The sequence below is a fragment of the Microcoleus sp. Z1_A1 genome, from assembly GCF_036700305.1.
In the GTDB taxonomy this organism is placed as follows: domain Bacteria; phylum Cyanobacteriota; class Cyanobacteriia; order Cyanobacteriales; family Microcoleaceae; genus Microcoleus.
Genome location: NZ_JAUBOR010000001.1, coordinates 113,982 through 139,331, shown reverse-complemented (window position 1 = coordinate 139,331; position 25,350 = coordinate 113,982). Strand labels below are relative to the sequence as shown.

The 25,350-nt window shown below is 45.8% G+C and carries 19 protein-coding genes; 6 read left to right on the top strand and 13 right to left on the bottom strand.

Features of this window, described 5'->3' with window-relative positions:
* Positions 1-152: 152 nt before the first annotated feature.
* The 3 genes from QT973_RS00615 to QT973_RS00605 all read right to left on the bottom strand — a co-directional run bounded on the left by QT973_RS00615 (position 153) and on the right by QT973_RS00605 (position 3,586).
* On the bottom strand, positions 153-1,061 hold the full coding sequence (locus tag QT973_RS00615) for a MoxR family ATPase (RefSeq protein ID WP_333057199.1): 909 nt from the start codon (positions 1,059-1,061) through the stop codon (positions 153-155).
* Between the two features lie 178 nt (positions 1,062-1,239).
* Complete coding sequence (locus tag QT973_RS00610; RefSeq protein WP_333057200.1) at positions 1,240-2,454, bottom strand: bifunctional riboflavin kinase/FAD synthetase; 1,215 nt, start codon at positions 2,452-2,454, stop codon at positions 1,240-1,242.
* 229 nt (positions 2,455-2,683) lie between these two features.
* Entirely contained in the window at positions 2,684-3,586 is a 903-nt protein-coding gene (locus QT973_RS00605; RefSeq protein ID WP_333057201.1) for an MBL fold metallo-hydrolase, read from the bottom strand.
* 1,106 nt (positions 3,587-4,692) lie between these two features.
* Between QT973_RS00605 and QT973_RS00600 the strand changes: the two genes are divergently transcribed.
* Positions 4,693-5,691, top strand: coding sequence for a hypothetical protein (locus tag QT973_RS00600; RefSeq protein ID WP_333207666.1), 999 nt, complete (start codon positions 4,693-4,695; stop codon positions 5,689-5,691).
* Positions 5,692-5,738: 47 nt separating this feature from the next.
* Positions 5,739-6,905: an RNA-guided endonuclease TnpB family protein gene (locus tag QT973_RS00595; RefSeq protein ID WP_333313803.1), complete on the top strand. Its 1,167-nt coding sequence runs from the start codon at positions 5,739-5,741 to the stop codon at positions 6,903-6,905.
* Between the two features lie 47 nt (positions 6,906-6,952).
* Here QT973_RS00595 and QT973_RS00590 read toward each other — a convergent pair whose 3' ends face one another.
* Positions 6,953-7,567, bottom strand: coding sequence for a hypothetical protein (locus tag QT973_RS00590; RefSeq protein WP_333055673.1), 615 nt, complete (start codon positions 7,565-7,567; stop codon positions 6,953-6,955).
* A gap of 529 nt (positions 7,568-8,096) precedes the next feature.
* Between QT973_RS00590 and QT973_RS00585 the strand changes: the two genes are divergently transcribed.
* The gene (locus tag QT973_RS00585; RefSeq protein WP_333207669.1) at positions 8,097-9,002 is read left to right on the top strand and encodes an alpha/beta hydrolase; all 906 of its coding nucleotides are present in this window, start codon (positions 8,097-8,099) and stop codon (positions 9,000-9,002) included.
* Between the two features lie 136 nt (positions 9,003-9,138).
* Here the strand turns inward: QT973_RS00585 and QT973_RS00580 are convergent, their stop codons facing one another.
* Positions 9,139-9,663 carry a DUF4330 domain-containing protein gene (locus QT973_RS00580; protein WP_333055675.1) on the bottom strand — a complete coding sequence of 175 codons (525 nt, stop codon included), beginning with the start codon at positions 9,661-9,663 and terminating at the stop codon, positions 9,139-9,141.
* 372 nt (positions 9,664-10,035) lie between these two features.
* Between QT973_RS00580 and QT973_RS00575 the strand changes: the two genes are divergently transcribed.
* Positions 10,036-10,887 carry a M48 family metallopeptidase gene (locus QT973_RS00575; RefSeq protein WP_333055676.1) on the top strand — a complete coding sequence of 284 codons (852 nt, stop codon included), beginning with the start codon at positions 10,036-10,038 and terminating at the stop codon, positions 10,885-10,887.
* A 316-nt stretch (positions 10,888-11,203) separates the two neighbouring features.
* On the opposite strand, the gene QT973_RS00570 is transcribed toward QT973_RS00575, so the two are convergent.
* The 5 genes from QT973_RS00570 to rfbF all read right to left on the bottom strand — a co-directional run bounded on the left by QT973_RS00570 (position 11,204) and on the right by rfbF (position 16,129).
* Positions 11,204-11,974: a metallophosphoesterase family protein gene (locus QT973_RS00570; RefSeq protein WP_333055677.1), complete on the bottom strand. Its 771-nt coding sequence runs from the start codon at positions 11,972-11,974 to the stop codon at positions 11,204-11,206.
* 329 nt (positions 11,975-12,303) lie between these two features.
* Positions 12,304-13,050, bottom strand: a complete 747-nt coding sequence (locus QT973_RS00565) for a DUF1995 family protein (RefSeq protein WP_333055678.1) — start codon at positions 13,048-13,050, stop codon at positions 12,304-12,306.
* A gap of 177 nt (positions 13,051-13,227) precedes the next feature.
* Positions 13,228-13,959, bottom strand: a complete 732-nt coding sequence (locus tag QT973_RS00560) for a cyclase family protein (protein ID WP_333055679.1) — start codon at positions 13,957-13,959, stop codon at positions 13,228-13,230.
* Between the two features lie 125 nt (positions 13,960-14,084).
* Positions 14,085-15,149: an acyl-CoA dehydrogenase family protein gene (locus QT973_RS00555; protein ID WP_333390291.1), complete on the bottom strand. Its 1,065-nt coding sequence runs from the start codon at positions 15,147-15,149 to the stop codon at positions 14,085-14,087.
* A 203-nt stretch (positions 15,150-15,352) separates the two neighbouring features.
* Complete coding sequence (gene rfbF / locus QT973_RS00550; protein ID WP_333055681.1) at positions 15,353-16,129, bottom strand: glucose-1-phosphate cytidylyltransferase; 777 nt, start codon at positions 16,127-16,129, stop codon at positions 15,353-15,355.
* A 358-nt stretch (positions 16,130-16,487) separates the two neighbouring features.
* On the opposite strand from rfbF, the gene QT973_RS00545 reads away from it, so the two are divergent.
* Entirely contained in the window at positions 16,488-17,027 is a 540-nt protein-coding gene (locus QT973_RS00545; RefSeq protein ID WP_333055682.1) for an RNase A-like domain-containing protein, read from the top strand.
* Positions 17,024-17,323: a contact-dependent growth inhibition system immunity protein gene (locus QT973_RS00540; RefSeq protein ID WP_333055683.1), complete on the top strand. Its 300-nt coding sequence runs from the start codon at positions 17,024-17,026 to the stop codon at positions 17,321-17,323. The genes QT973_RS00545 and QT973_RS00540 overlap by 4 nt, the downstream gene beginning before the upstream one ends.
* 334 nt (positions 17,324-17,657) lie before the next feature.
* Here QT973_RS00540 and QT973_RS00535 read toward each other — a convergent pair whose 3' ends face one another.
* The 3 genes from QT973_RS00535 to QT973_RS00525 all read right to left on the bottom strand — a co-directional run bounded on the left by QT973_RS00535 (position 17,658) and on the right by QT973_RS00525 (position 25,246).
* Positions 17,658-18,986 (bottom strand): GH39 family glycosyl hydrolase, encoded by a 1,329-nt coding sequence (locus QT973_RS00535; protein WP_333390288.1) that lies wholly within the window; start codon positions 18,984-18,986, stop codon positions 17,658-17,660.
* A 73-nt stretch (positions 18,987-19,059) separates the two neighbouring features.
* On the bottom strand, positions 19,060-22,566 hold the full coding sequence (locus QT973_RS00530; RefSeq protein ID WP_333390286.1) for a glycosyltransferase: 3,507 nt from the start codon (positions 22,564-22,566) through the stop codon (positions 19,060-19,062).
* A 136-nt stretch (positions 22,567-22,702) separates the two neighbouring features.
* Positions 22,703-25,246 (bottom strand): glycosyltransferase, encoded by a 2,544-nt coding sequence (locus QT973_RS00525; protein WP_333207671.1) that lies wholly within the window; start codon positions 25,244-25,246, stop codon positions 22,703-22,705.
* Positions 25,247-25,350: the final 104 nt, after the last annotated feature.

Here is a 25,350-nt window from a genome sequence, read left to right as displayed (position 1 = left end):
AACAGGCATCTTGCCTGTTCCTTGAATTAAGCTGTAATTCTTTATTGTTTGTGGAACAGGCATCTTGCCTGTTCCTTTAATTAAGCTGTAATTCTTTGTGGAACAGGCATCTTGCCTGTTCCTATAATTAAAGCAACCTACTTACAAACTTTTTAAGGAATAGGAACAGACCGCAACAACTTGTCAACAATCGTCTTAGCCCTTCTTCCCCCCGCCGGAATCAACCGGTGAGACAGTACGTGCGGCGCCAAATCCTTCACATCATCCGGGGTAGCAAAATCCCGCCCCGAAATAAACGCCAAAGCCTGCGACGCCCGGTGCAAAGCCACCGCGCCCCGGGGACTCACCCCCAGAGTAATCTCCTCATCCTCCCGCGTCGATCGCACCAAATCTACAATATACTGTTTCAAAGAGCCTTCCACCTTCACACCAGCGCACAAACGACGCAATTCCTGCACTTCTGCCAAAGAAATACAAGGCTGCAAATCTTCAACAGCAAAACTATCAGAAAGCCGTTCCAACATTTGCAACTCTTCCAACGCAGCGGGATAGCCCAAAGTCAAAGACAAAGTAAACCGATCCATTTGCGCTTCCGGTAACGGAAAAGTGCCTTGATATTCGATCGGGTTCTGAGTCGCAATCACAAAAAACGGCGTCGGAACATTTCGAGAAACTCCGTCTACTGTCACCTGCTTTTCTTCCATCACTTCCAGCAAAGCTGACTGAGTTCGCGGCGTCGCCCGATTGATTTCATCAGCAAGCAAAACATTAGCAAAAACTGGGCCGGGCAAAAACTCAAACTCTCCGCTGCGCGGATTCCAAATATTAGTACCGGTGACATCCGTCGGTAACAAATCGGGAGTGCACTGAATCCGCTGAAACTTCCCATCGATCGATCGCGCCAAAGACTTCGCCAGCAGCGTTTTTCCCACACCAGGCACGTCTTCCAGCAGCGCGTGTCCGCCCGAAAACACGGCTACCAGCACCAAGCGAATAGCATCCGCTTTGCCAACCATAGTTTTGCCTAGATTTTGTTTGAGCCGCTCAATATGTTGTCTCATATCCCTGATTTCTAATTGTTAATTGCGAATTGCTAATTGCTAATTGTTGAAAAGATATCAAGATTGCCAAATTCTTGAGTCTTTGCCTTGCGGACTTCGTATTTGTACAACTAGAATTTAGTCTGACTCATCTTGCACCATTTTTAAAAGCGATCGCCTGTTCTAGATCACATAATTATTAGACTTTAGCAGTTAAGAGGCTTCTAGCAATATCGCAATCTGCCTGAATTTGAGTTTTGAGAGCATCCAGAGAAGCGAATTTTTGTTCGGGTCGCAAAAACTCTACCAAACTCGCACTCAAGGTTTGACCGTACAAATCCCCAGACCAATCTAACAGGTGAACTTCCACAGTGGGTTGCAGACCGTCTACCGTCGGGCGGCAGCCAACATTCATCACCCCATTGACAAAAGATAAATTGGATGCTGTGCCGGGGATTACAGATTTGGGGTTTTCCCGCTGATAGGAAGAACTTTCCTCTTTCATATTTTCCCATCCATGCTTCAGCGAGACTCGCACTGCATACACGCCAAAACGTGGCAAAAATTTTTCCGGCGGCAGTTCGATATTAGCAGTAGGAAATCCGATCGTCCTACCCAGCCGCTGTCCCCCAACCACAGTTCCGACTAAACTGTAAGGTCGCCCCAGCAACTGATTCGCTCTTCTGAGGTCGCCGGATGCCAGACCTTCGCGGATTGCAGAACTGCTGATCCGATCGCCCTCACCGCAATTGTGCAGCGGTACAAGAGCAACATCAATACCGTAACCAGAGGCGATCGACTGCAAATCCACAGCCGTCCCAGCGCGTCCCCGCCCAAACCGAAAATCAACCCCCACACTAATTCGACTCGCTTTTAGTTGCCGCACCAAAATTTCCTCGACAAACTCACAAGCAGTCAAAGCCGCTAATTCTCGATCGAACGGCAGCAGCACAAGTTGCTCGACGCCCATGGCTGCGAGCAATTCTACCTTTTCTGCCAGAGGTGTCAGCAGTTTTTTCGGTTGACCCGTAAAAAATTCTTGCGGGTGCGGATCGAATGTCACCACAGTGCTGTAAAGTCGATCGACCCCATCAGAATCGATTCCAGAAAGGCTGTTGCCGTCGGCCCGAGCGCCTATCAAACCCTCGAACTTATGGCGGCTGTCGGCTCGATCCGGCGGTGCTGCTGAGTCATTTTCGCAGGTCGCCGGATGTTCTGTTTCCCAATTTTGATCTGTGCCAACGTTTGAGCGCAAGTTTTGCCCCGACGCAATCACCCTGGCAGAATTTTGCCCAGGCGATCGATTTAAAATTGGCTGCACGACTTGTCGATGCCCTAGGTGCAAACCATCAAAGTTTCCCAAGGCAACAGAAGTTGGAGTCAGAGCAGCGGTAGAAGAAGAAGTTACCCACACGCTTAAAATTTTGACATACTTAGTGCGATCGCCAGTCGATTTTAGATTTTAGATTTTAGATTTTAGATTTTACTCCACAGATAAATCTGGAAGGTTGAACTTTGGTCTAAACTTTTTGGTTTTCCACCACTTAAGCCGGGGGCTTGTATCCGTCTCTGAGGTCAGCCCTAACTTAAATTTGAGATTTCTGACCTCAAGATTTCAGAACCATCGGGCAATCTCAAATCCATCAGACAGGCACTTGAGGCGCTTGCACCGACACTTCAGACAAATTGTTATCAGGAGGCAGCAATTGTAACGACAAACCTTCCCGCGCCATCAAACTGTTCGGGAATCTTTGAGCCACTTGTTCTCCCACCTTGTCTAAAAACTCGTCATTGTGCAGCGGGTCGTGGTGAAAAATCACCAACTTTTTGACATTAGCAGCCTTTGCCACCTTCACCGCTTCCTGCCAAGTCGAATGTCCCCAGCCGACCTTGCTGCTTTTCTCCGCATAATACTCCTCATCGGTATAAGTAGCGTCGTAGATCAGCACCTCAGCATCCTGAGCCAAATACAGCACATTTTCGTCTAAACGATCGGGAAAATGTTCGGTATCAGTCACGTAAGCAGCCGAATACCCCCGCCAGTTTACGCGGTAGCCTATAGCTTCGCCCGGATGGTTCAGCAAAGCAGTTTCCACCTTAATCTCTCCGATTTCCAGCGGTTTGCCCACTTCTATATCGTTAAATTTCAGGTCTGCCCCCATAATTTGCAGGGGTACCGGAAAATTGGGGTGCAGCATCTGGTCGTGGAGGCGCTGCTGGATAGTAGCCTTATTAGGAGCAATAGCCCCATAGATGTGAAAGCAGTTCCCAGGAATAAAAGCTGGGACAAAAAATGGGAATCCTTGAATGTGATCCCAGTGAGAGTGAGTAAAAAACATATGAGCTTTTACGGGCATCTGGGACAGGAGAGTTTGTCCCAAAACCCGCAATCCAGTACCGCCATCGAAAATTAGGCGACTCTCACCCACTCGCATTTCTACACAGGGCGTGTTGCCCCCGTAACGTACTGTTTCTGCCCCGGGAGACGCTATGCTACCTCTAACGCCCCAGAAGTGAACCGTGAATTGGTTGTGCATACTAGACATGGGTTTTCTTGCAAGATTGTTCCGGCGAGTTATCGATAAGGTGTTTACATATTACTAAGGGCTTTACCATCAAACCCAAGTTCTTTGACGGTCGAGTTCCCCACTTGTGGGAACTGCCAAGAGTCTCGCTCATCGCGAGAATGCAAAACTGTTGGGCTTGACAACTGAGCAATAAATTACAAAGTAGACGTTGGAAGTCTCGATCGTAACTATTCTTTTCGTCTCTTCACTAGCCTAACCTCCGCAGACACACTTTGGGGCAGTAGTTCTGTCTGAGTTTGGTCAAAAGCCGCTGTTTCTCCAGCCTCTGCAATTGCCGAACCGGATTGCGCGGTCGGTTGCTTGCCTTGCTGCTTTACCGGTTTGAACCCGGATGATGGCTTTCCTGCTATCTAGTCCGGTCGATCGACCATAATATGCAGGTGGCGGGGCTGTTTTACGCCGATATCTGGCCGATATTGGCGATCGGGCGTGAACGCGCCGCTACAAGAATGACGGTTAATTTACCCGACTTGAGATGCTCCCGCCATTTAACCCCTGCCCATGAGCATCCGGGACTCCTTTTTAGCAGAACCCGGTTTAATTAACTCAACTCCCATTAATTCAAAAATCTTAGCAGTTTAGGAATGCTCCTGCTATTAATTATCAACCAATACTGTCTGGATGCTCGGCCCGCTGCGGTTCGTCCCGCTAGCGGTCAAGCTGAACCCAGCCTCATCTGACACCGGGTAGCAGCGAGAGTCCGGGCCTGCGGGCAAAAGGCTAAATTTTCGTCGTGCATTTCTTGGCGGACGAATTGAATCACTCAAAATTCCCCTATTTTCGGAAATTAAAAAATTTCGCTTTTTGGCTATCATGCCAACTCCGATCGCCATTCTGTCTCAAGAGCGATGCAGAAATATTCCCTGTTAACCTGTGGTGCTTTTCTCAACAATCTTCAATCGCTCTATTTTTGGTAAGGATTTCTCGGAATTCGGCGCATTTGCGGTACTCGCCACGGGTTTGAATTTCCGGTATCATAGAAGCTTAGAGTCTTATTTGCCGAGAATCTAAATCAGTGCTAAAAAAGCCTGGATAACTTTAAGTTATTTTTCAAAAAAGTCAGTATGAATCAAGTTAAAAAAACTACAACCAAGCTGAATAGATCGCCGGTGAAAGTGTCCGATCGCACTTTGGAACTCGGTAATCTTCCCTTGAGCGACCTGTCTTTAGAAATAACTGATGGTCAAGCTTTGAGAGAATTGAGTTCGGACGATCGCCCGTCGGCAACCCCAACAGCCACAGGCCGGACTGCCGAAACAAGACGCCGGAGGGTAGATGGTAAGACCTCCTGGGCCCGATCGCCTGTGGTTTCTACTGCGTTTCTCAAGTGGCTGCTAGAGAGTTTGACTCGATCCAAAGGTTGGCTGGCAGTTATCACCCTGGCAGCAGTTTGGGGGTGGTGGAACAGTGAATTACTGTTTTCCACAGGCCTGGGGATAGCAGCGATGATGGTGGTTTACCGAGGGCAGTCGTGGGACTGGCAATTGCTGCGGGCAAAAGGCGAGCAATTTTGGGAGGGCCCGAACCGCCGATTCGTTTTAGCCGTCGGCACCGGCGGCATTGCTACCTTGGGCGCTTACATGAGTTTGGCGATTTGGGCGGACTCTGAGAGCCACTGGATGGCTTTGAGCCTAATTTTGCAGAATTTGGGTACGATCGCGATTGCAGGGGTGTTGCTGCGGCAAGGGTTGAGTCTGGGGGCAGCAAAAGATGAAGATGCGATCGATCGCATCTTGGCGGATTTGACTGATGCTGACCCCGTGAAGCGTTTGATTGCTGTGCGGCAAATGACCGATTTGGTGAATCAGGGTGGGTTTGGCCCTGTGAGCTCTGTCAAAAGTTCCATAGCCCGTTCCCGCGCTGCCGAGTGCTTTCGCCTGATGCTGAGTCGGGAACCAGAAGCTTTAGTCCGCAATGCCCTTCTCGAAGGTTTGCAGACTTGGGACGCTACTTATGGCATGGCTTTAACTAATGCGAATGGGAAGTCCCGCGCTCTACCGAAGGTGAGCGTCGGGATGAAAGCTCGCGGTGAAAATAAATTGAGCGACAGCGAATCAATATAGTTTTTGTGTGCTACGCTCATCTTATCGGTATTCTGCAATCTTGATAAATGTATAAAGCCTACAAGTACAGAATCTATCCCACAAGTGAGCAAGAAACCTTGCTTGCAAAGTCTTTTGGTTGTGCGAGATGGTTTTGGAACTATGCTTTAAATCTATGTCAAGAAACTTACAAAAATACTGGCAAAGGACTATCTAGGGCATACATACAAGGCTTGCTCCCTCCACTCAAAAAAGAATACGAATGGCTAAAAGAACCCTATTCTCAATGCTTGCAGGTGGTGGCATTGAATCTATCTACTGCCTACAAAAACTTCTTTGACAAGAGGGCGATGCTGCCCAAATTCAAGTCAAAGCACGGCAGGCAGTCGATCGGCTACCCTCAAAATGTCAAATTCGACGGTGACTATATCAACCTACCTAAGATTGGTTTAGTTTTCTGTCGGCGACATCGTGATTTTGAGGGCGACATCAAGACCGTTACTGTGTCTCGCAACCCGGACGGCAAACATTTTATTTCTGTTTTGATTGACGATGGGAAAGAAAAGCCTGAGTTAGTCCCAGCAGATAAAGCTATTGGCATTGATGTAGGGTTAACTCATTTTGCGATCACCAGTGATGGTTCTAAGTTTGGCAATCCCAAACATTTTATCAAGCGTCAACGCAACCTAAAACGTAAGCAGCAAAAGCTTTATCGCAAAAAGAAAGGTAGTCAAAACCGAAAAAAGGCAAGACTGGTAGTGGCAAAAGTTCACTCCAAAATTGCTAGATGCCGTGAAGATTTTCTACAGAAGCTATCCCGCAAGATAGTTAACGAAAACCAAGTTATTGCAGTGGAAAATCTCAATATCAAAGGCATGGTCAAGAATCATAATTTAGCTTCATCAATTAGTGATGTTGGCTGGGGTATGTTCTGCACGATGCTTAAGTACAAGTCCGAGAGTGAAGGAAAACAATATGTCGAGATTGATCGATGGTTTCCTAGCTCTAAGACTTGCCATGTATGCCTAAATCGAGTTGATAATCTCACTCTTGATGTTAGAGCATGGAGTTGTCAGCGTTGTGGTACTCACCATGACCGTGATGTAAACGCAGCAATCAATATTAGAAATGAAGCCTTGCGGATTTTGGCGTTAGGAACTAGCGCTTCTGCCTGTGGAGAGGATGTAAGTCGATCTGGTAAAACTTCGGTTTTATTGGACGCCCCGCCCCGTTGAATCAGGAAGCCAGCGCTGTACCCCTTAAGTGGTCAGCGTCTGGTAGTTCACAATCCAAACATCAAGTCATCGACTATTAGCTGACCGTCAAAAGCGTAAAAAGTAATTTTATGAATATTCGGAGCTTTTACGCGCAGGGGAGTCCTAGGGTCGATCGGAGAATTAGACCCCACCAGATTGGGCGCCGGCATTTCATCCTGAACTATTGGGTTGCCGTCAATGTCACAAGCAGATAAAACAGTTCGTCGCGAACTGGTGACAAGTCCTGACACCCAGCGAACTGGATACTTAAAAGTTACTTCTATCAGTCCGCTTTTGGGGGCCCCCATTAACACTGTTGCCCCAGAACCAGTGAAAAATGCTGGGTTTGAAGGTTGGATGGCGACGGCATTGCTAAAAGTCACCCCCCAATGTGCAAACTGATGTTCTACTACTTCAAAGCATTTCAAGTCTTCTAAAGCTACGCGGACGATCGCAGGTACCGTGGCGCGCGATCGCACCTCTGACCCTGCGCCTGAGCGTTCTGGAGTGGCGACAACAGACTTTTTGCCGTTTAAATCCATGCTTCGATAGGCTGTATCAAATTCTGCAAACCCGTCTGATTGAAGACTTTTCGCATCAACCATAAAACCCTCGCGATCCCTTTTTCTGAGCAGTTGCATTTTAGTAGACCTCCCTGAGATTAGTTATTTCTTGTGTTTTGGAATTGATAACGGCGAGGCCCGTGATTGCCAAACCTGCAATTAGGAATCGAAACCCCATTGCCCGCCCTCCAACAAAGACTTTCGACCTCAAAAGCCACTGCTCCGCAAAATATCGTGATTAATGATTTGTGATTGGCGAGCGTCGGCCAACCTGCCGCCTGCCTGAAAGCGAGTTCTAATAGTCCTCCTTTCCGAGCGCCTGCTTTCGGGGTTAGCGAACAGACTCTATTTTGTTGAGGGGTCTCACCCATCATTTTGCTATTATCTCCGATCGGCGGTAGTTTGCAACAGTAAGGATAACTACACAGCCGAATTGCCCAAATCGCAAAACTTACTTGCTGTCTGTAGTTTCACGCTTCACCTGTACTAAAATAGATTTAAATCATTACTCAATCTTTACAAAAACGCCACCAGCTTTGCAAGTTTTTTAAACAAAGACGGGGCGACGGAAAAGAATCTAAAATATAACAGCGATTAAGGTTAGTTTATGCTTGTACCCCTCGGCTTCGGTCAGCGATCAATAGTTACTTCTCTCGGCAGAATGGTTTACTACACTGCTGAAAAAATGCCTTGGATGGGGTTGCCGACCTCAACTTCGGAAAATAAGCCGAACTTAGTATTTTTTCACGGTTTTGGCGGCGGGTCGAGTGCCTACGAATGGTCGAAAGTTTATCCGGCTTTTGCCGCAGAATATCGAATTTTAGCACCGGATTTAATCGGTTGGGGGCGATCGGAACATCCGGCAAGAAATTATCAGGTTGAAGATTATATCACAACTTTGATCGAATTTCTCGAAAAAACTTGCGGCAGTCCGACAGAGGTGATTGCTTCTTCGCTGACAGGGGCGATCGCGATTCGAGCTGCGATCGCACGGCCGGATCTCTTCAAATCCCTGATTTTGACCATACCCAGCGGTTTGTCGGATTTCGGACAAGATTACGGCAGCAGTTTCTTCGCTAAGCTAGTCAACACGCCGATTTTAGATCGCTTGCTCTACAGTACCGGAATCGCCACCGACGGCGGCATCCGTAGCTTCCTAGAACAACGCCAATTTGCCGACTCGCGTCGCGTTTACCAAGAAATTGTTGATGCTTACCTCCAATCTGCTTTGGAACCCAATGCAGAATATGCCGCCCTGTCTTTTGTGCGGGGAGATTTGTGCTTTGACTTGTCGCTGTACATCACTCAGCTAACAACGCCGACAGCGATTATTTGGGGAGAAAAATCGCAGTTTACCGGGCCCGATATCGGCCAGCGGTTGGCAAACCTCAACCCCGAAGCAATCAAAGTTTTTCAACCTCTGGAAAACGTAGGTTTGACTCCGCAGTTAGAAATTCCCGCTGTCACGATTGGCTTAATTAGGCAATACTTAAAATTGCTTTCGGAAGGGTAAAGAAGTTCGGCAACGGATTTTGTAACGGATGTAACGGATGTAAAGGATGTAAAGGATAGAAGGAAGAAGGAATATGAATTCCCTCTTCCCATTAGCAATGACTAATGACTACTGACTACTGACTACTGACTACTAATTATTCTTTTACTCGCACGTCGATAACGCTGGCGTTGAAAATGTACTTGTTGCCTTCAAGCTCTAGCGTAGTGCCAATTTTGACTTTCGTATTACCTAAAACCGGGCCATTTTCAGTAAGTTGACCTTTTCCCTCTAAGGTAAACATCATATTTCTGCTGAAGGCTTCTTCTTCTCTGGGATCGGGGAGAGCTTTCAGAGTGCCGTTGGGCTGAGGAACTGCTAGGGTTCTGGTGAGAGTTTTGACCGATTTGATGGTAATCTGACCGGACGGTTGATTGCGGATCACCACATTGATTTTATCACCTGTTTTGAACAACTCTGGAACGTTTGTTCCTTTGAGACCGATCGCAATTGCATCAATCTCTACAGGTTTGATACTGGTGCCGACTTGGGCGACGGAACCGCCAGAAGTGCCGGGAAAGAAAAAGATTCCGACTGCAACTAGCAGTACGATCAGAGCGGCAGCTACGTCTAGAATGCTGAGTTTGCCGAACAGTCGGCCTTGAGAATCTAAAATTTTCATAAATCGCCTATTATACTGATAGCGACAGGAGTATGTTTACAAGCTCAGGACTTACACAGAAATCGATGAAAAACAGATGCTGTGATTGCTTGGCTACCGCTGGCAATGACATACTTTATTGATGCGTAAGTCCTGAAGCTAAAAGATATTACCACAACGATCGCCCCAAATCCGCATGACTGGGGCACTTAACCCGGAAGGCCGTTGACGGCGGTTGGTTGGTCGTGGGTCGATCGCCCAGAAGCTGGTGGCGCGGTTAAAAATTGACAAAAAGCTAGAATAGCAACTAAGCAGCCTCAAATTACGTCTGCCTATTGAGTGACTTTTCGAGTTTTTCCTCAAATTTTATCTAACTTCTCCCACGTATCAATCATGTTAAAAAGTTTTTGGTTGACTTGCCGGCGTACTTGTGGCCGGGGGATTTATCTGTTTCTGTCCCTGATGGTGGCTGCGGGTATCTGGGTGGTTTCCCCGGAACCGACTCAAGCATTTTCTTTGCCCGAACTTATTTTTCGAGGCATTCAAGTTATTCAATTGTCGAATATGTCCGATCGCCAAGAGGTGACTATTGGCCGACAAATTAATCAGCAGTTAACCAGGAGCCAGTTTAAGATTGACCGCGATCGGGACACTACAGAATATATTAACCGTATCGGTCAACGACTCGCTCAAGAAAGCACTCGCCCCAATATTCCTTATACTTTTCAAGTGATTGACGACGACGCGATTAATGCTTTTGCAACTATGGGCGGTTTTGTTTATGTGAATAAAGGCTTGATGACAGCGGCGGACAATGAGGCAGAATTGGCAAGTGTGATCGCCCACGAAATCGCTCACATTAATGCTCGCCACGCGATTCAACAAATGCGTCAAATGGCCATCGCTTCAGGCGTAGCTTCCGCCACTGGGCTCGATCGATCTCAGGCGGTTCAGATTGGGGTGGAATTGGCTTTGCGCCGTCCCCACAGTCGCCAAGCTGAGTATGAAGCCGATCAGTTGGGATTGCAAACTATGGGGCGAGCAGGCTACGCTCAATCTGGGATGGTTGATTTTATGAAAAAGTTGCTCAACAAGCCTTCTCCTCCTAGCATTTTGAGCACTCACCCGGCAACTGGCGATCGTATTGCTGCTATTTCACAGGCGATAGATCCGGATCTTGCTAGCGGTGAAGGTTTGAATAATGAGGATTACAGGCTAGAAATCCGCAGGCTTTTAGGTTCGTAGAAATTCTCAATCTGTCAGGGGCTCTATTGTTTTCTCTTCTCTTTTCTTCTCTTTTCTTACTTCGCGCTCTTCGCGCCTTCGCGGTTCGTTAAAAAATAAATCCAGTTATATCATGTCCCATGGATTAACCATAATAGCCCGGTCGGGGCGGGTTTTTGAGATTGTCAATTATTGGCACGTATTGTTGGCTCACGGGCCCCTACAAAAATCGCGGTTCCTCCACCGGACATGATATTACTAGGGTACGTCAGAAGCAGGTTAATTTCGATTTAATTGATCGAACTTAAACTGACGCACCCTAAAACTACAAATTGATTTAACACTCCTGTGGAACAACATAATCGATCGCAGCTTGGGGGGGTGGAATCGGCTGCGGCTTCAATTGCCGGACAACTTCGTCAAAGGGCAAAATTCGGACTTGATTGTTAAATACATTTACTTGATAAACTCTGCGGTAGCTGAGGTCAAATCCTGTCAGCCAGCCGCTTTTGGGATGATAAGCACCCGTGTCAATATCCAACCACCCTTCGCCCCTGACTAATTCGCCCGGTCTGACCCCATGAAAGGTAAAGGTGATCGTGTGACCGGTGATAATTAATTTATTGGGAAAATAGGGTTTCGACATGGTGTGAAATTCCCTGCGAATCCAACACAGTTGTTCGATCGACTGTTCATCGAGCGACAGATGGGGGTCAACGCCGGCGTGAACCAGCCAGATGTCCCCTAAGTCCAGGTGCGTGGGGAGCGATCGCAGCCACTCTAAGTGTTTATACGGCATCATCCCTGTATCTCTGTAGCTCGCTACTGTCGCATCGCCACCACTGTAGAGCCAAGATTGCCACGCTCGCATATCCATCGGCGTCCCCGACAAAGCCTCCAGCATCAGTTGTTCGTGGTTGCCCAACAGAGTGTGGTAGGGGCTTTGCTGCACAAAATCTAATACCTGAGCGCTTTTGGGGCCACGATCGATTAAGTCTCCTAAAAAATAGACGCGATCGTCCAAGCCGGGGGCAAGTGCCTCTAGCAGGGTCATTAACCCGTCGTAATGCCCGTGTACGTCCCCGATAACAATGCGCCGATGCTCCATTGTGTTTATCCGCTTCCCTGACTCAAAAGCCCCATCTCTAGCTTATAGCATCTGATTTTGCTGTTATTTGCCTCCCCTCTTTTACGGTGGAGGGGTGTCACCCATTATAGTGCTTTTTATAAAGATTCTGTAAAGCTCACCAGTACCTGTTTGCGTAGCTACTGATATAAACACAGGCAAGCTGCTAATTCTGCTTCTGCAACTGCTGTTACTGAGGCAAAGCTTTGAGTTATTTCACGCTTTAGGGTGCATCAGCGATTAGCCGACGGATTAAGTCGAAAATAATCCTAGCTGACACACCGTAAAATACGATCGAGCCTTAACGATTGTCACTGAGTCAAAGCTTTGAGGAATGTCTGGAGTTCTGCCAAAAAACCTTTCTTTTTTAAGGGTTTGGCAGGTGCGGTGGAATCAGGATCGGCGCTTGGGAGAGAACCGGCTAAAATCCGCTCTAAATCGTCTCCGACAGGTTTTTGGGCGGTTTCAGAAATTAGTTGGTATTCGTCGTTTGTTTCCAGCCAGACTTGCCACGATTGGGGGTAGCAGCGGAATAAAGCAGCAGTGTCGAGGGGTCTGATATAGTAGCAGGATTCAATTTTGCTGAGGAATCGATCGCGCAATTGGCGGCCCGCATAGCCTATACCTATGGTGGCAACATCTTCCAGACGCGGGTTGAGTAGAATTACGGGGCGACCGGCCGCAGCTATATAAATTTTTTCGACTTGGGCAACTTCTACGGCTGCTGGATTGATCAAAATGAAAAGTTGATCTTCCGGTGATATTTTATCTTCAACAGGGGTGCGACTGCTACCCAAATCAGTGACTTTAAACGGTGTTTCTCCCCAGTCGCGGCGCGCGAGGGCTGCCGCACCGGTGTCGGGAAAAAAGACTTTTACTCCGGGGTATATTTCCTCAAATTCTGGGAGAAATTGTAGGGTGATAGACTGTGCTTGCAGGGCGATTTCTGGAAATACTAATTCGACTTGCAGTAGAGTTTTGCCGTCCGAGAGGGCAGCGGCGGTGGCAATGCGGGATTGGGCGATCGCCTCGTTGAGATCCTTGGGCAGTTCTGTCATTAATTTAATTGTTTTTACTCGACTTCTCTCAATCTAATTTTACCTGAGATATTGCACCATTTTCAATTACTTGTTTAGGAACAGGCTTTTCGGCCTGTTCCACAAAGAGTGAATTTTCTTGTGGAACGGGCATCTTGCCCGTTCTTGAGCATAGTACAAGATGTAAGTTTTACCGCATTAAGCAACAAAAGCTAACACCGATACAGGCGAACCGGAACCTCCCAAAAGACGCAATATTCCGATAACTAAAGTGATTTCAGCCGCAGGTAACAAGTCGAGATTTGCTAGATTTTCCAGCACTATTCGTTGCTTTTCCAATACCAATTTGTTAACCGCAAAACTTTCATCTCGCCCGGTATCGACTCCGTGGGTGTCGGTGCCAATTCCCGCGATAGAGCGTTCTTCTAGCAAAAATTGAGTTGCTGCTTTGCCAAATCCCGGAAAGTGGCAAATTCCGCGATCGTCTCGGTTGAAAAATGCTTTCTCGTCATCCCATTTTTCTTGCCAGCCAGTATACAATAAAACTAGATTTCCCGGTTCTATAAGTTTGTGCTGCCGTTCCCAAGTCAATATATCATCAATTGTTAAAGTGTAGTCGGGATTGGCAAGACTTTGCTCTCGGATGTCGATCGCAATTGCCGGCACAACGAGCGACTGCGGGGAATAATTATCAATGCTGGCGCCTCCTGCATAAAAGCTGTTGGGTGCGTTAATGTGAGTGCCGCTGTGTTCGCCCATCGAAAATTTTCGCAGGAAATACCCGTCTGTTTCTATTTGAGATACTGTGGCAATTTCTGTCGCTGGATCTCCTGGCCAAATGGGAATATTTGGGTGAATTGAATGGGTTAAGTCTACAATTGTGCTATAGGCGATCGTTTTGAGATTATTGGAGTTTAATTGGTCTGTCATCAGGTAAAATATATCTATTATTTATTAAACACAGTTTATTCAATTCTAAAATCTAAAATCTAAAATCTAAAATCTAAAATCGATTGACCGTCTGCACTCTCAATCTAAAATCTAAAATCTAAAATCTAAAATTCGATTAGTCGATCGAGGGTTGCTTCCATCACATCCTTTGTTTGCCCGGAAACAGTATACACCAAAGCTTCTCGATAAACTCTCCCCGCCGGGTGTACCGCACCGTTAGCAGCACCGCTAGAAACTGCTACCGCAGCGTGTCCGCAACGCACGGCTAAATCAATGGCTTGAGCTCGCAGCGCTAATTGTTCTGCTTTCGAGCTATGTTGAGATTGTGGGAAATTCTGTTTTAGCCGATCGAGCTTTTGCTCTAGTTTTTGGTAAGCCGCCGCTATAAAAGGTGAATTCTTAGCAGCCCCGGCGGCTGCAATTACATCCAATGCTGCTCGAATACAGCCAAAAGTAGCCGGAACAAAATTCAGTATATTTTTGGTGTCGTTTTCCGCAATCCAGCCGACAGGTTTAATTGAAATTATTTCCGATTCATGCAGCAACCAATTATCGAGAGTTGCTGTCACAGTATTAGTCGAGTTCATGGCGATTAACTGCATGATTTCGCTACAAGCTATTTTACCATATTCGCCTTCAATATTGGCAAAAGGCACTAAACCGAAAACAGCGCGTTCGTCAGGAAGTACCGCCGCTACAATAAACTTTTGAAACAAGCGAAAACCTGTTACCCAAGGAACTTTTCCTGACAGTAAATAGCCCGCTTTTGTGGGAGTTGCGGTGACGGCAGGATTGCCCGATCGCCTTAAATGCGAAAACCCAATACCCAAGCGTAACTCTTTTTGGGCGATCGCGGGCAAGTATCTGCTTTTTAGCATTTCATTGTCGCTGTTGGCAATCATCCCAGTTGCGCTGTGGTGCTGAGTTTGCAGGAAAGACAAAGCGCCGGAATATCGAGCCGTCAATTCCTGATATTTGTAAAAAATCTCGGGTGCAATTTCGGCACCGCCCCATTTTTGGGGAACTCGCAATGCTAAGAGCGATCGATCTTCCAATCCCGCAACTGCTGTTTCTAGCGCTTCCGAGTCGCTGTCGATAATTTCCGCGTGGGGTGAAACGCACTTTTGCAGGTAACTTTCTGTGCTGTTGAGAATATATGGGGAATCCATTTTATATAATTATTTTATAGCTGTTTTTCTCTAAATCATTGTGAACCAGCCTAAAAATCTGCCCTCAAACTAACTTATTTACTCACATTTTGCACCAGTCTCTAGAACAGGCTCTCCGGCCTGTTCCACAAAAAGTAAATTTGTTGTGGAACGGGCAGGATAGCCCGTTCATAAAAGGCTTACTGAGAATACCCAAAACTAATTTATTTCCACATTTTCCAAGGAGCCTTTCCTTCATCCCAAAGTTCGTTTAAATACTTGTATTCTCGATAAGTATCCATCGCAAAGAAGAAGCCATCATGACGGTAAGCCATCAACTGTCCGTCTGCTGCTAAACGCTGCATCGGCTCCTGTTCTAAAATACAATCATCTCCCCCCAAATACTCAAATACCCGGCGGTTAAATATCATATATCCAACACTGATCCAGCCATCTATTTGAGGTTTTTCAGAAAACTGTACTACGCGGCTATCGCTGTCTACATCCAAAATTCCAAAGCGAGAAATCGGACGGAATGTGGTGACAGTTGCCAGCTTACCATGAGACTTGTGGAAATCGACTAAAGCCTCAATATTGACATCAGCTACTCCATCGCCGTATGTCACCATGAAATTCTCGCGATCTATATATTTTTCTATCCGTTTGACCCGCCCTCCTGTCATGCTTTCCGCGCCAGTTTCAGCCAGTGTCACCTGAAAATCTTGTTCGAGATGTTCCTCGTGATAAGTGATCGTATTTTGCCGTCCCAGACAGATAGTAAAGTCATTGTTCATGGCTTCATAATTAAGGAAATATTCTTTAATCATGTTGCCGCGATAGCCCAAGCACACAATAAAGTTTTGGAAACCGAAGTGTGCATATATCTTCATGATGTGCCAAATAATTGGATGTCCCCCCACCTCCACTAAGGGTTTGGGACGAAATTCTGTTTCTTCTCTGAGACGAGTACCGAGACCACCTGCTAGGATAACTACTTGCATTTTTTTTATTTTTAAAAGATGATCAATTAATTTATCATCAATAATCAGGGATTTATTCAAAGAATTATTAACTTTTTCTCATAGTGAGTGAAGCTTTGTCAACCCCAGAAATCACGAATTATTATAAATAATCGTAGGGTGATCCGTGGACACCGTGTATTTAGTAATAATCCTAGGGTGTTCCGTGCACACCATGTATTTAAATGCTGCGCGCAATTTCTAACTAACAGTAGGGTGGGTACTGCGGACAGTATATTTGAATACAGCGCGCAATTTCTAACTTAGGAATGGTAGATTAGGAAATAGACAAAAAAACAGCAAACACCTATACTAAATATAAGAAAGAGATTAAGCAGCAATGAAAAATCAACTCGATCGCCTAAAAAATTTTTTAGGTATCCTCTGTGCGATCGCCTCCATAATTATATTATTCCAATGGGCTATACCTGGTGTTTACGCCACGGTTGTTGCACCGAAAATCTCAACCATACCAGAAACCACCGTAGCTTTTGTACCCAACATACCGGGCGGGGGATTAGAATTTCACGAATCAGCAGGAGGACACACTTTAGAGAGACACGTTGGTAAAACAGAAGCACAACTAGCACAGCGACTCGCAAGCGAAACGAGAATTTCTGCTGCATCTTCTTTTATCGATCGTTCCGTCGCCGAAGCGGCTATTGCAGAAGCAATGAACAGAAATCAAAGTGCGATCGACTCCTGGGTGAAAAGTCGAGGTAATCGTTATACGATCGACTACAATGCCAACAGAATCATTGGTATTACTCTGCGTCGCCGCGCATCCAAAGCAACTTCAACATCTCGCCTGAGAATCGTCCTCCAGCGCAGCGCCAAATTACCTCCCGGATACTTTATTCTCACAGCCTATCCCCAATGATCGATCAATTTCCTCATTTAACCCAATTTTTCAGTTCCTACTTTCACCAAGACTGGCAGTTAGAAGCTGACACTCCCAGCGATGTAGTGAACAACTACCGCAGCAGCGAACCGCCCGCAAGTGTTGAAGCTGCATCGCAAGAGCTCAGCAAACTGCTCGAAATGCCGATCGCCCCCGCCGATTTAGAAGCATTTATCCTCGATGAATTAGGGTGTTACTACGACCCCCAATCCGAAAATCAAACAGTCAGAGAATGGTTGGAATCTGTGCAAAAATCTTTGAATAATCCCAGCTAAACTTTATATATTTGTAAGGACGCGGCAGTGCCCTGTCCCACAATTTGTCTATATATTTGTAAGGACACGGCAGTGCCCAATGCGTGTCAAATTAAGCTTTTCGTCCGCTAGTCCTCGCGCCTACCCGCCAGTCCGCCAGGGAATGAATTCCCTGTCTAATAGTCAAAGTCCTCTAAAAGAGGACTGAATAATTCATTAGTCCTCTTTTAGAGGACTTCAGCTTTGAGGCAGGGGTTTCAACCCCTGTCGGACTATCGGTTTAACGTTAAGTTGACACGACGAAAGGCAGTGCCGTGTCCCTACAATTTGTTCACAATCTAATAGGATTGCTAGCTCACTTGCTAACCGTCAATAAGTAGCCTTCGTGGACGTTGAAATTAGGGATAACATAAGCCAAGCTGCCGCTACCAACCGAAAAAGTTTCTTCTTTAACGGTGACAAGCTTTGGCACGGCTCCTTCTTGATTGTTAGGGATCTTTTCTAACTTTAGAGTGATTTTCTGACCTCTTTGAATACCTAGCTGCTCCAAATTGCCGAGGGTTAATGTTACCGTTGTTGCTGAGGAAAAATTGGGATCGAAATAACCTAAAAGTATCTGTGCTTTACCTTCAGGATTGGACTTGCTGGCTAAAGCGACAAGGCGATTGTTATTTGACCAACTCCGCACCCGCGAATTAACTCCGTCAGCATAAGCTTTGTAAGCCCACCAAGCTGCTCTCGGTTCAAAAGTATTAGGCGTGACCATCCCACTTAGCGTATTGTTGAAGCAATTGCTAACTTTATTTGGCCCTTTAGTATCCCAACAAGCTCTGCAAGCACCGTCAGCTTTTGCATACTCTAAGTTATACAAATAACCTAAGATTTCCCCCGGCTGGTACTGCGCTAAGTTGCCGACAATTTCGTTGACGTAAATTTTTTGCAATTTCAGTTCCTTGTAAGAGGGACTTTGCTGAAAATTGCGTTTAGCCTCAATTACGTGATCGTCAACAAATAAGATCATCGTGTCGTTAAGTTCGTGCCACGAGAGGAAATTTACTTCAAGTTTGTTAGCCTTGCAGTAATCCAAAAAAGCGGCGAGATATTCTTTGCTGTAGCGGCCGAGGCTGGGCCCGCCAATCATTGCTGACGGCCCCAATTCTTCCCGCAAAATTTTGTAAGCTCTTTTGTAAGTTTCAAAGAATTGTTCTCTGCTTCCGTTCCAAAATGGATCTTTCCAATCTGGCTCATTCCATACATCCCAAATAATTTTTTTGCCTTTATTTTGCTGGGCTAATTGCCGCACGAATGCTTCCCACGCGGGGTAGTTTTGATAGGGCCAGCCATTGGGATTGCTACCGTAGCCCCACAAGTCGCTGACTACTAACTGAAACTCGGCTCCGCTGGCGATTATGCGATCGTAAATATCGAGTCTCCCCGCCCGCCAAAGTTTGGGCTGCAAGGGTTTAATAGAACTATCCGGCGGCTGGCTAGTATCAATTCCGTGCAGGATGCCACTCATGGAAATTGTACCGGTGGCTGGCTGTCCAAAATCTACTGTAACGTTCGATCGCAGTTGGGCGATCGCTCTTGGCTGTCCCAAATAGGCTATTAACAGAACAGTGACAATAGCTAAACAAATTGGCAGCAGTTTATTAATACGTGGGAACTTGAATGTAAATTGCATATCTTTTGTTTGGTTGATGTTTTGTGGAATGGGCCGGAGAGCCCGTTCCTAAGAATGCTGCAATATCTCAGTTTTAACGAACGGATGACAACACTTCAAAACCCTGTATTGATTCTATCACTTGTTGCCACGAGCGGGAGTTGATCAGCTCGTGGGTATCGAACGGAACTCCTTTTTCTGCTGCGAAAATACCAAAGTTTTTCACCCAATCAAAGATAGTTTCCGTGGTAAAATAAGGTGTGCAGGCCCAAGCAGATTGCAAATTATTCACCATCTCGGACATATCTCCCCGATCGTAAGCCTCCCAAGCTTTCCACACTAAATAATAGTATTTCAGCAGGCTATCCACTTGCTGTAGCTGCTTTTTGAGTTTCGGACTAATAGAGAAACTGTCGCTCTCATCGTCACTTACCAATGCCTGTTCAATTATTTCTCCATATTCCCGAAGCATCCGTTCTTCTTGGAATAGTTCTTCGGCTCGCGCTTTGCACGCTTGTCCTGCAAGTCTACGCGATTCGGGATTTTCTGCCCATATTTCCACCGTTTCTACCAACTCTTTTACTGTTCCTTCTGGGTCGATTGTAGGATCGGGCAGCAACTTTCCCGTATCTCCCAATTCTTCAGGAATCCCGCTGACTGCTGTGGCAATTACGGGCAATCCTTTTGCCATTGCTTCCATAATTGCTAGCGGCATTCCTTCTGCTTGGGAAGATAAAATAAAGATGTCGCTGGCGTCGAGCCAATCGGCAATATCCCAGCGCTGTCCTAAAAATTTAACCTGTTCTTCTACTCCCAATTTGCTCACAGTTGCTCTTAATTCAGGTTCCATATTGTCGTGAGTAGTAGACCCCGGCCCGGCCCAAACAAAGTAAATTTGGGGCCAAATTGGACGATTTTTCAATTGGGCGATCGCCTGCAATTGATACTGATATCCTTTAATTGGAGTCAATCTTGCCGCTGTAAAACAAACGACAGCATTTTCAGGGATTCCTTGTTCTTGACGCAGGCGTTGGCGAGTGGAAAGATTCGGTGACTCAAAATAACTATTTGGTCTGCCATAATAGATTACTTTTCCCCGTTCTAGACGCGCTTTAAATAGACTTTGGAACAAGTTTAAATTCTCGTGGGAAACTGCTACTGCTGCTTTGGCTACAATGTACTGATAGGCAACTGCATCGAAATAGGGAATTTGATCGCCGCGATCGAAGGTTTCATAATTGCGATTGATATAACCCAGACTGATGATGTACGGTATATTTTGCTCGATCGCAACTTGTTTAGCTGCAAAGTTAGCCATCGGCCAGCCGTCACTAAATATAATTAAATCCGGTCTAGCTTGGGCGTAAATCTTTTGAGCATCATCCAAATTGTAAGCTATTCGCAAAAACTCTTTCATCGTGTCGAACTCTAGCCAAATATGTTCGATACCTAGCTGTTTTTGTTCGGTAATTAAAGGATTAGAAGCTTGACTTTGAACGCTGGTTACTCGGTAGCCATCCGCCGCTAATTTACACATCAGCGAGTGGTTGAACTGAGCCAATCCGCCGACTCCTGAGTCTTCTGTGTACAGGAGTACGTGCTGTCTTGGCTGCCGAGAAGTCGAACGGGGAGCCGATTGAAACTGGTAAGGATTGTTAGCTGCGATCGCCACTATGTCTTGCCATTCCTGTAAATTGGTTAAGGCATAGGCATCAAAGTTGTAGCCGTACTGTTCCGAAACCCCCTTAAAAGTTTCCAGCCAATTAAAAACAGTTTCAGTGCCTGTCAAATGAGTGTAATACAGAGATTTTTCCAGACATTCGACCATTTCTGGCAAATATCCGTCGCGGTACATCCGCCATGCTATCCATACGAAACACTTGTAACGTTCCGCCCGTTTCAAGTCGCGGATGTGCTGAGGCAAATCTGGCCGCGCGAAAAATTGCTCCATCAAAATTTCCGTATTTTTCATTAATTTGCAGCCGTTAGACATGATATTGCTGTCGTGCTGACGATAGCAGGTTAATATCTCTTTTAACCAAACTGACTTGCAGCCTTTTAAACCTAAACGTAGCACAAAATCTAAATCTTCGGTTGGCGGCAAGCGATGCTCGAAACCGCCCAAGCGTTCCCACCACTCTCGCCGCAGCATCATGGCGCTAGGACGCACTGATTTGTAGAAAACAAAGGCTTCTAAATCTAATTTTGGTTCTTCTTCCCAAGGCTTTACTCCATAGATGCCTTCCTCGTTTTTGTCAACGATAACCCAACCTGTCTGCACCATATCTAATGTAGGGTCAGCGTCAAAGCAAGCTACTTGTTTTTCTAGTTTTTCTGGTAAGAAGAAGTCGTCAGCATCTAGAAAAGCTAAAAATTCCCCTTTTGCTAATTTGCAAGCACGATTCCGAGCAATTGCTGCTCCTTGGTTATCTTGATAGATGTATTGAATTAAATCGAGGTAAGGTGCTAAAACTTGGCGAGTGTTGTCAGTTGAGCCGTCGTCTACGACGATAATTTCCCAGTTTTGATAAGTCTGGTCAAGAACACTCTCTACGGCTCTGACAATGTAGCGATCGCAGTTGTAAGCCGGGATGATGACACTGACGCGCGATTTTTTTGAAGGAATGATATTAGCCATTAACTGTTTCCATTCTGGTAAGTTTATGAGATAATTTGCATCGATATTGCAGCCGTAGGTGTTAGAAATTTTAGTGATGCGCTTTACCCAATCTGCTATAGTTGCTGTCAGGGAGTACGGGGTATAATCCAAAGATTTTTGCAAATAGTCAGTCATTTCTGCCGGATGGCCACTGTAGTACAGTTGCCACGCCATCCATGTCAGAGCCTCATAAAAAGCAAGCTTTTCTAATTGGCGGATATCCTCTGGTAAGTCTGCTCTACTGAAGAAATTTTGCTTTAATTTAATACAAAGGTTTGCCTGTTTTATCGCTCTCTGGATGGACACATTTTGCCCGTGCTGGCGGTAGCATACTGTCACTTGAGGCAACCAAGCAGCTTCGCAACCAGATAGTGCTAAACGCACAATTAAGTCGGCATCATCTACTGAATCATACTGAGAATCAAAGCCACCGACTCGTTCCAGCCACTGCCGCGAAAACATCATGGCGCTGGGAAGTAGGGGCATATAAACAATCCAGGTTTTTAAGTCTAGCTGAGGCAAGTATTCCCAGGGTGTGACATCGAAAATACTTTCGCCTTGCTCTTTAACCATTCGCCAGCCACTATTAACAATTCCTAGTGATGGCTGAGCGTCAAATAACGCAACTTGTCCAGCTAACTTATCGGACAAGAAAAAGTCATCTTGATCTAAAAAAGCAATTAATTCACATCGGGATTCCTGAATTCCTCGGTTGCGAGCGGCAGCTACTCCTTGGTTTTCCTGATAAACATAGCGAATTTTTTCAACATAAGGCTGCAATGCTTGGCGGGTGTCGTCGGTTGAGCCGTCGTCTACGACGATAATTTCCCAGTTTTTATAGGTTTGGCTGATGACGCTTTCTACCGCTTGCGCGATGTAGCGATATCCATTATATGCTGGAATAATTACACTTACTCGCGGTGTCGGATTTGCTATTGACATGAATTTTATCGGTGATAAGGAAGGGTTCGGCAACGGATTCTGTAACGGATGTAACGGATGTAACGGATGTCAGGCAGAAGGCAGATGCAATTCTACTGTTGAGAGCAATCCGAATTTGAAATGTAAATTTGGTATTTTAACGTGCATAAAATACAGATTCAATACCCTGTACTTCCTCGACTAATTGTTGCCATTCTACTGAATTAATTAGAGAATATGTATCTAAACTATGCCCTTTAGCTGACGAAAAATTGCCAAAATATTCTACCCAGTTTAACAGCGTTTCTGTACTCAAAAAAGGTGTGTACTTCAAAGATTCTTGAAGCCACTTCTGCATTCCGCTTAGATCTTCTTGACAGTAAGCCTGCCAAGCATTCCACACTAAAGAGCTGTAGTGCACCCGGTTTTCTATCTTCGCCATTGACCTCTGCACCTTTTTTTGAGTAACAAATGGATCTGTTTGACGATCGCAAAGTAAAGCTTTTTCGATCGCCTCCATCGACTCTGCCAACATCCGTTCCTCTTTAAACACTTGCTCTGCCCGCTGCTTGCAAGCTTGACCGATTTGATGTCGCAATTCTGGATTCATCGCCCAAGCTTCTACAGTTTCCGCCAATTCCCTCGCGGTTCCCTCTGGATCGGTATTCGGATCGGGCAACAATTTCCCAGTATCGCCAAGCCCTTCAGGAATCCCGCCCACAGCCGTTGCAACTACCGGCAATCCCTTAGCCATCGCTTCCATAACTGCAAGAGAAGGCGCTGCATCTGCCACAGAAGTCAAAATGAATATGTCGCTAGCATCCAGCCAATCTAGGATATCCCAGCGTTGTCCGATCGCCTTCACGCGATCGCTCACGCCTAACTCTTTAATAGTTTCCCTCAATTCTATTTCTACATTATCAGCGCTTCCCTCACCCGTTCCTGCCCACACAAAATACAGTTTAGACCACACAGGAGACTGCTGCAACTGCTTGATTGCTTCAATCTGATATTGATGCCCTTTAATCGATGCCAATCGAGCAGATGTGAAACAGACAATCGCCTCTTCAGGAATTCCTATTTCTTGCCGCAGGCGTTGACGAGCTGCAGCATTAGGATGTGCAAAATATTCAGAAGAACGCCCCAAGTAAATCACTTGTCCTCGCTCTTTTGGCAACTTGAAATGTTGGCACAATAAATTCAAATGTTCGTAAGCGCCAACAATCAAGGCTCTAGCTTGCAGGCAGTGGTAGAGCACTCCTTCTACATAAGGCACTACATCTCCGCAGGCAAAAGTGGCGTGTTCTGGCATAACTAACCCAATCACCATCATGTATGGTATTCCCATTTGCATCACTACCTGTTTAGCTGCAAAATTGGAAAATGGCCAACCATCGCTAAAAATAATCATATCCGGTTGATTGCTAGCAAAAAGCTCTCGTGCATCCTGAGTATTTCTTAACACCCGCTGTAAATCTTTATGCCCGCTAAAATCCAGCCACAAGTGTTCTATACCTAACTCTCGTTCTCGCTCAAGCAAGGGGCTAGAATGTTTGGTTTGCACGCAGGTGACTCGATAGCCTAACAAGGCTAACTCACAGAGAATGGCATGATTGTACTGCGCTAATCCTCCCACGCCCGGATCGTCCGTGTTGTAGAGTAGAATGTGGGCTTGCGCTTTTGAAGGTGTGGGAATAGAACTCTGTTGAGATTGGGGTGGATTAGTCATCACCATCTGAATTATCTCTTGCCATTGGGCTAACTTACTCAGCGAATAAGCGTCAAAATTTTCACCATATTCTTCAGAAGCCATCTGAAAACTTTCCAGCCAATTCAACACTGTTTGTGTGGGCGAAAAAGGCGTATATTGCAATGACTCTTCTAAACACTGGGCCATCTCTGTTAGATGGCCGTCGCGATACATCCGCCATGCCAGCCACTTTAAGCATTGATAGCGTTCTGGGTTTTTTAACTGCCGGATTGACTGGGGCAAATCGGGTCGAGCGAAGAATTTTTTCATCACAATTTCTATATTCTTCATTACGCGAAAACCGATTGACATGAGATTAGAATTGTGCTGGCGATAACAGGTAAGTTTTTCTTCTAACCAAACTGCTTTGCACCCTTTTAAAGCTAAACGCAAGGCAAAGTCTAAATCTTCTGCTAGTGGCAACTGAGAATCGAAACCGGCCAATTTTTCCCACCAGTTTCGGCGCAGCATCATCGCACTGGGTCGCACGCATTTATATAGAATAAAGCTTTCTAAATTTAATTTAGACGCTTGTTGCCAAGGCTTGACAGCAGAAATCTCTCGCCCGGTTTCATCGACGATTACCCAACCTGTTTGCACCATATCTAAGGTGGGGTTAGCGTCAAAGCAAGCTAGTTGTTTCTCTAGCTTGGATGGTAGGAAATAGTCATCGGCATCGAGAAAGGCTAAAAACTCGCCTTGCGCTAGTTGGCAAGCAATATTTCTGGCTGCTGCTACTCCTTGATTTTCCTGGTATATGTAGCGAATTCTGTCACAATAAGGCTGCAATACTTGCTGCGTGCTATCTGTCGAACCGTCATCTACAACTATAATCTCCAAATTAGTAAAAGTTTGACCTAGGGCGCTTTCCACGGCTTGTACGATGTAGCGAGATCCATTATATACAGGTATAATTACGCTTACTTGCGGTGTTTGAGTAGCTGTTGACATTATTTAGCTCGCTGTTAACCTATGATTATATAGTTTAGATTAATTTGGCGGATTTTCATCATTATTCTGTGTTCGGTTGATCTAATTACAAAAACTTGAATTTT

What these genes read in the sequence shown, in the direction of transcription:
- QT973_RS00590 (WP_333055673.1), bottom strand. Translation starts at nt 7,567, where the DNA reads ATGCAACTGCTCAGAAAAAGGGATCGCGAGGGTTTTATGGTTGATGCG.
- QT973_RS00595 (WP_333313803.1), top strand. Translation starts at nt 5,739, where the DNA reads ATGTATAAAGCCTACAAGTACAGAATCTATCCCACAAGTGAGCAAGAA.
- QT973_RS00555 (WP_333390291.1), bottom strand. Translation starts at nt 15,149, where the DNA reads ATGGATTCCCCATATATTCTCAACAGCACAGAAAGTTACCTGCAAAAG.
- QT973_RS00580 (WP_333055675.1), bottom strand. Translation starts at nt 9,663, where the DNA reads ATGAAAATTTTAGATTCTCAAGGCCGACTGTTCGGCAAACTCAGCATT.
- QT973_RS00615 (WP_333057199.1), bottom strand. Translation starts at nt 1,061, where the DNA reads ATGAGACAACATATTGAGCGGCTCAAACAAAATCTAGGCAAAACTATG.
- QT973_RS00525 (WP_333207671.1), bottom strand. Translation starts at nt 25,246, where the DNA reads ATGTCAACAGCTACTCAAACACCGCAAGTAAGCGTAATTATACCTGTA.
- QT973_RS00545 (WP_333055682.1), top strand. Translation starts at nt 16,488, where the DNA reads ATGAAAAATCAACTCGATCGCCTAAAAAATTTTTTAGGTATCCTCTGT.
- QT973_RS00535 (WP_333390288.1), bottom strand. Translation starts at nt 18,986, where the DNA reads ATGCAATTTACATTCAAGTTCCCACGTATTAATAAACTGCTGCCAATT.
- QT973_RS00575 (WP_333055676.1), top strand. Translation starts at nt 10,036, where the DNA reads ATGTTAAAAAGTTTTTGGTTGACTTGCCGGCGTACTTGTGGCCGGGGG.
- QT973_RS00585 (WP_333207669.1), top strand. Translation starts at nt 8,097, where the DNA reads ATGCTTGTACCCCTCGGCTTCGGTCAGCGATCAATAGTTACTTCTCTC.
- QT973_RS00560 (WP_333055679.1), bottom strand. Translation starts at nt 13,959, where the DNA reads ATGACAGACCAATTAAACTCCAATAATCTCAAAACGATCGCCTATAGC.
- QT973_RS00530 (WP_333390286.1), bottom strand. Translation starts at nt 22,566, where the DNA reads ATGTCAATAGCAAATCCGACACCGCGAGTAAGTGTAATTATTCCAGCA.
- QT973_RS00540 (WP_333055683.1), top strand. Translation starts at nt 17,024, where the DNA reads ATGATCGATCAATTTCCTCATTTAACCCAATTTTTCAGTTCCTACTTT.
- rfbF (WP_333055681.1), bottom strand. Translation starts at nt 16,129, where the DNA reads ATGCAAGTAGTTATCCTAGCAGGTGGTCTCGGTACTCGTCTCAGAGAA.
- QT973_RS00570 (WP_333055677.1), bottom strand. Translation starts at nt 11,974, where the DNA reads ATGGAGCATCGGCGCATTGTTATCGGGGACGTACACGGGCATTACGAC.
- QT973_RS00565 (WP_333055678.1), bottom strand. Translation starts at nt 13,050, where the DNA reads ATGACAGAACTGCCCAAGGATCTCAACGAGGCGATCGCCCAATCCCGC.
- QT973_RS00600 (WP_333207666.1), top strand. Translation starts at nt 4,693, where the DNA reads ATGAATCAAGTTAAAAAAACTACAACCAAGCTGAATAGATCGCCGGTG.
- QT973_RS00605 (WP_333057201.1), bottom strand. Translation starts at nt 3,586, where the DNA reads ATGTCTAGTATGCACAACCAATTCACGGTTCACTTCTGGGGCGTTAGA.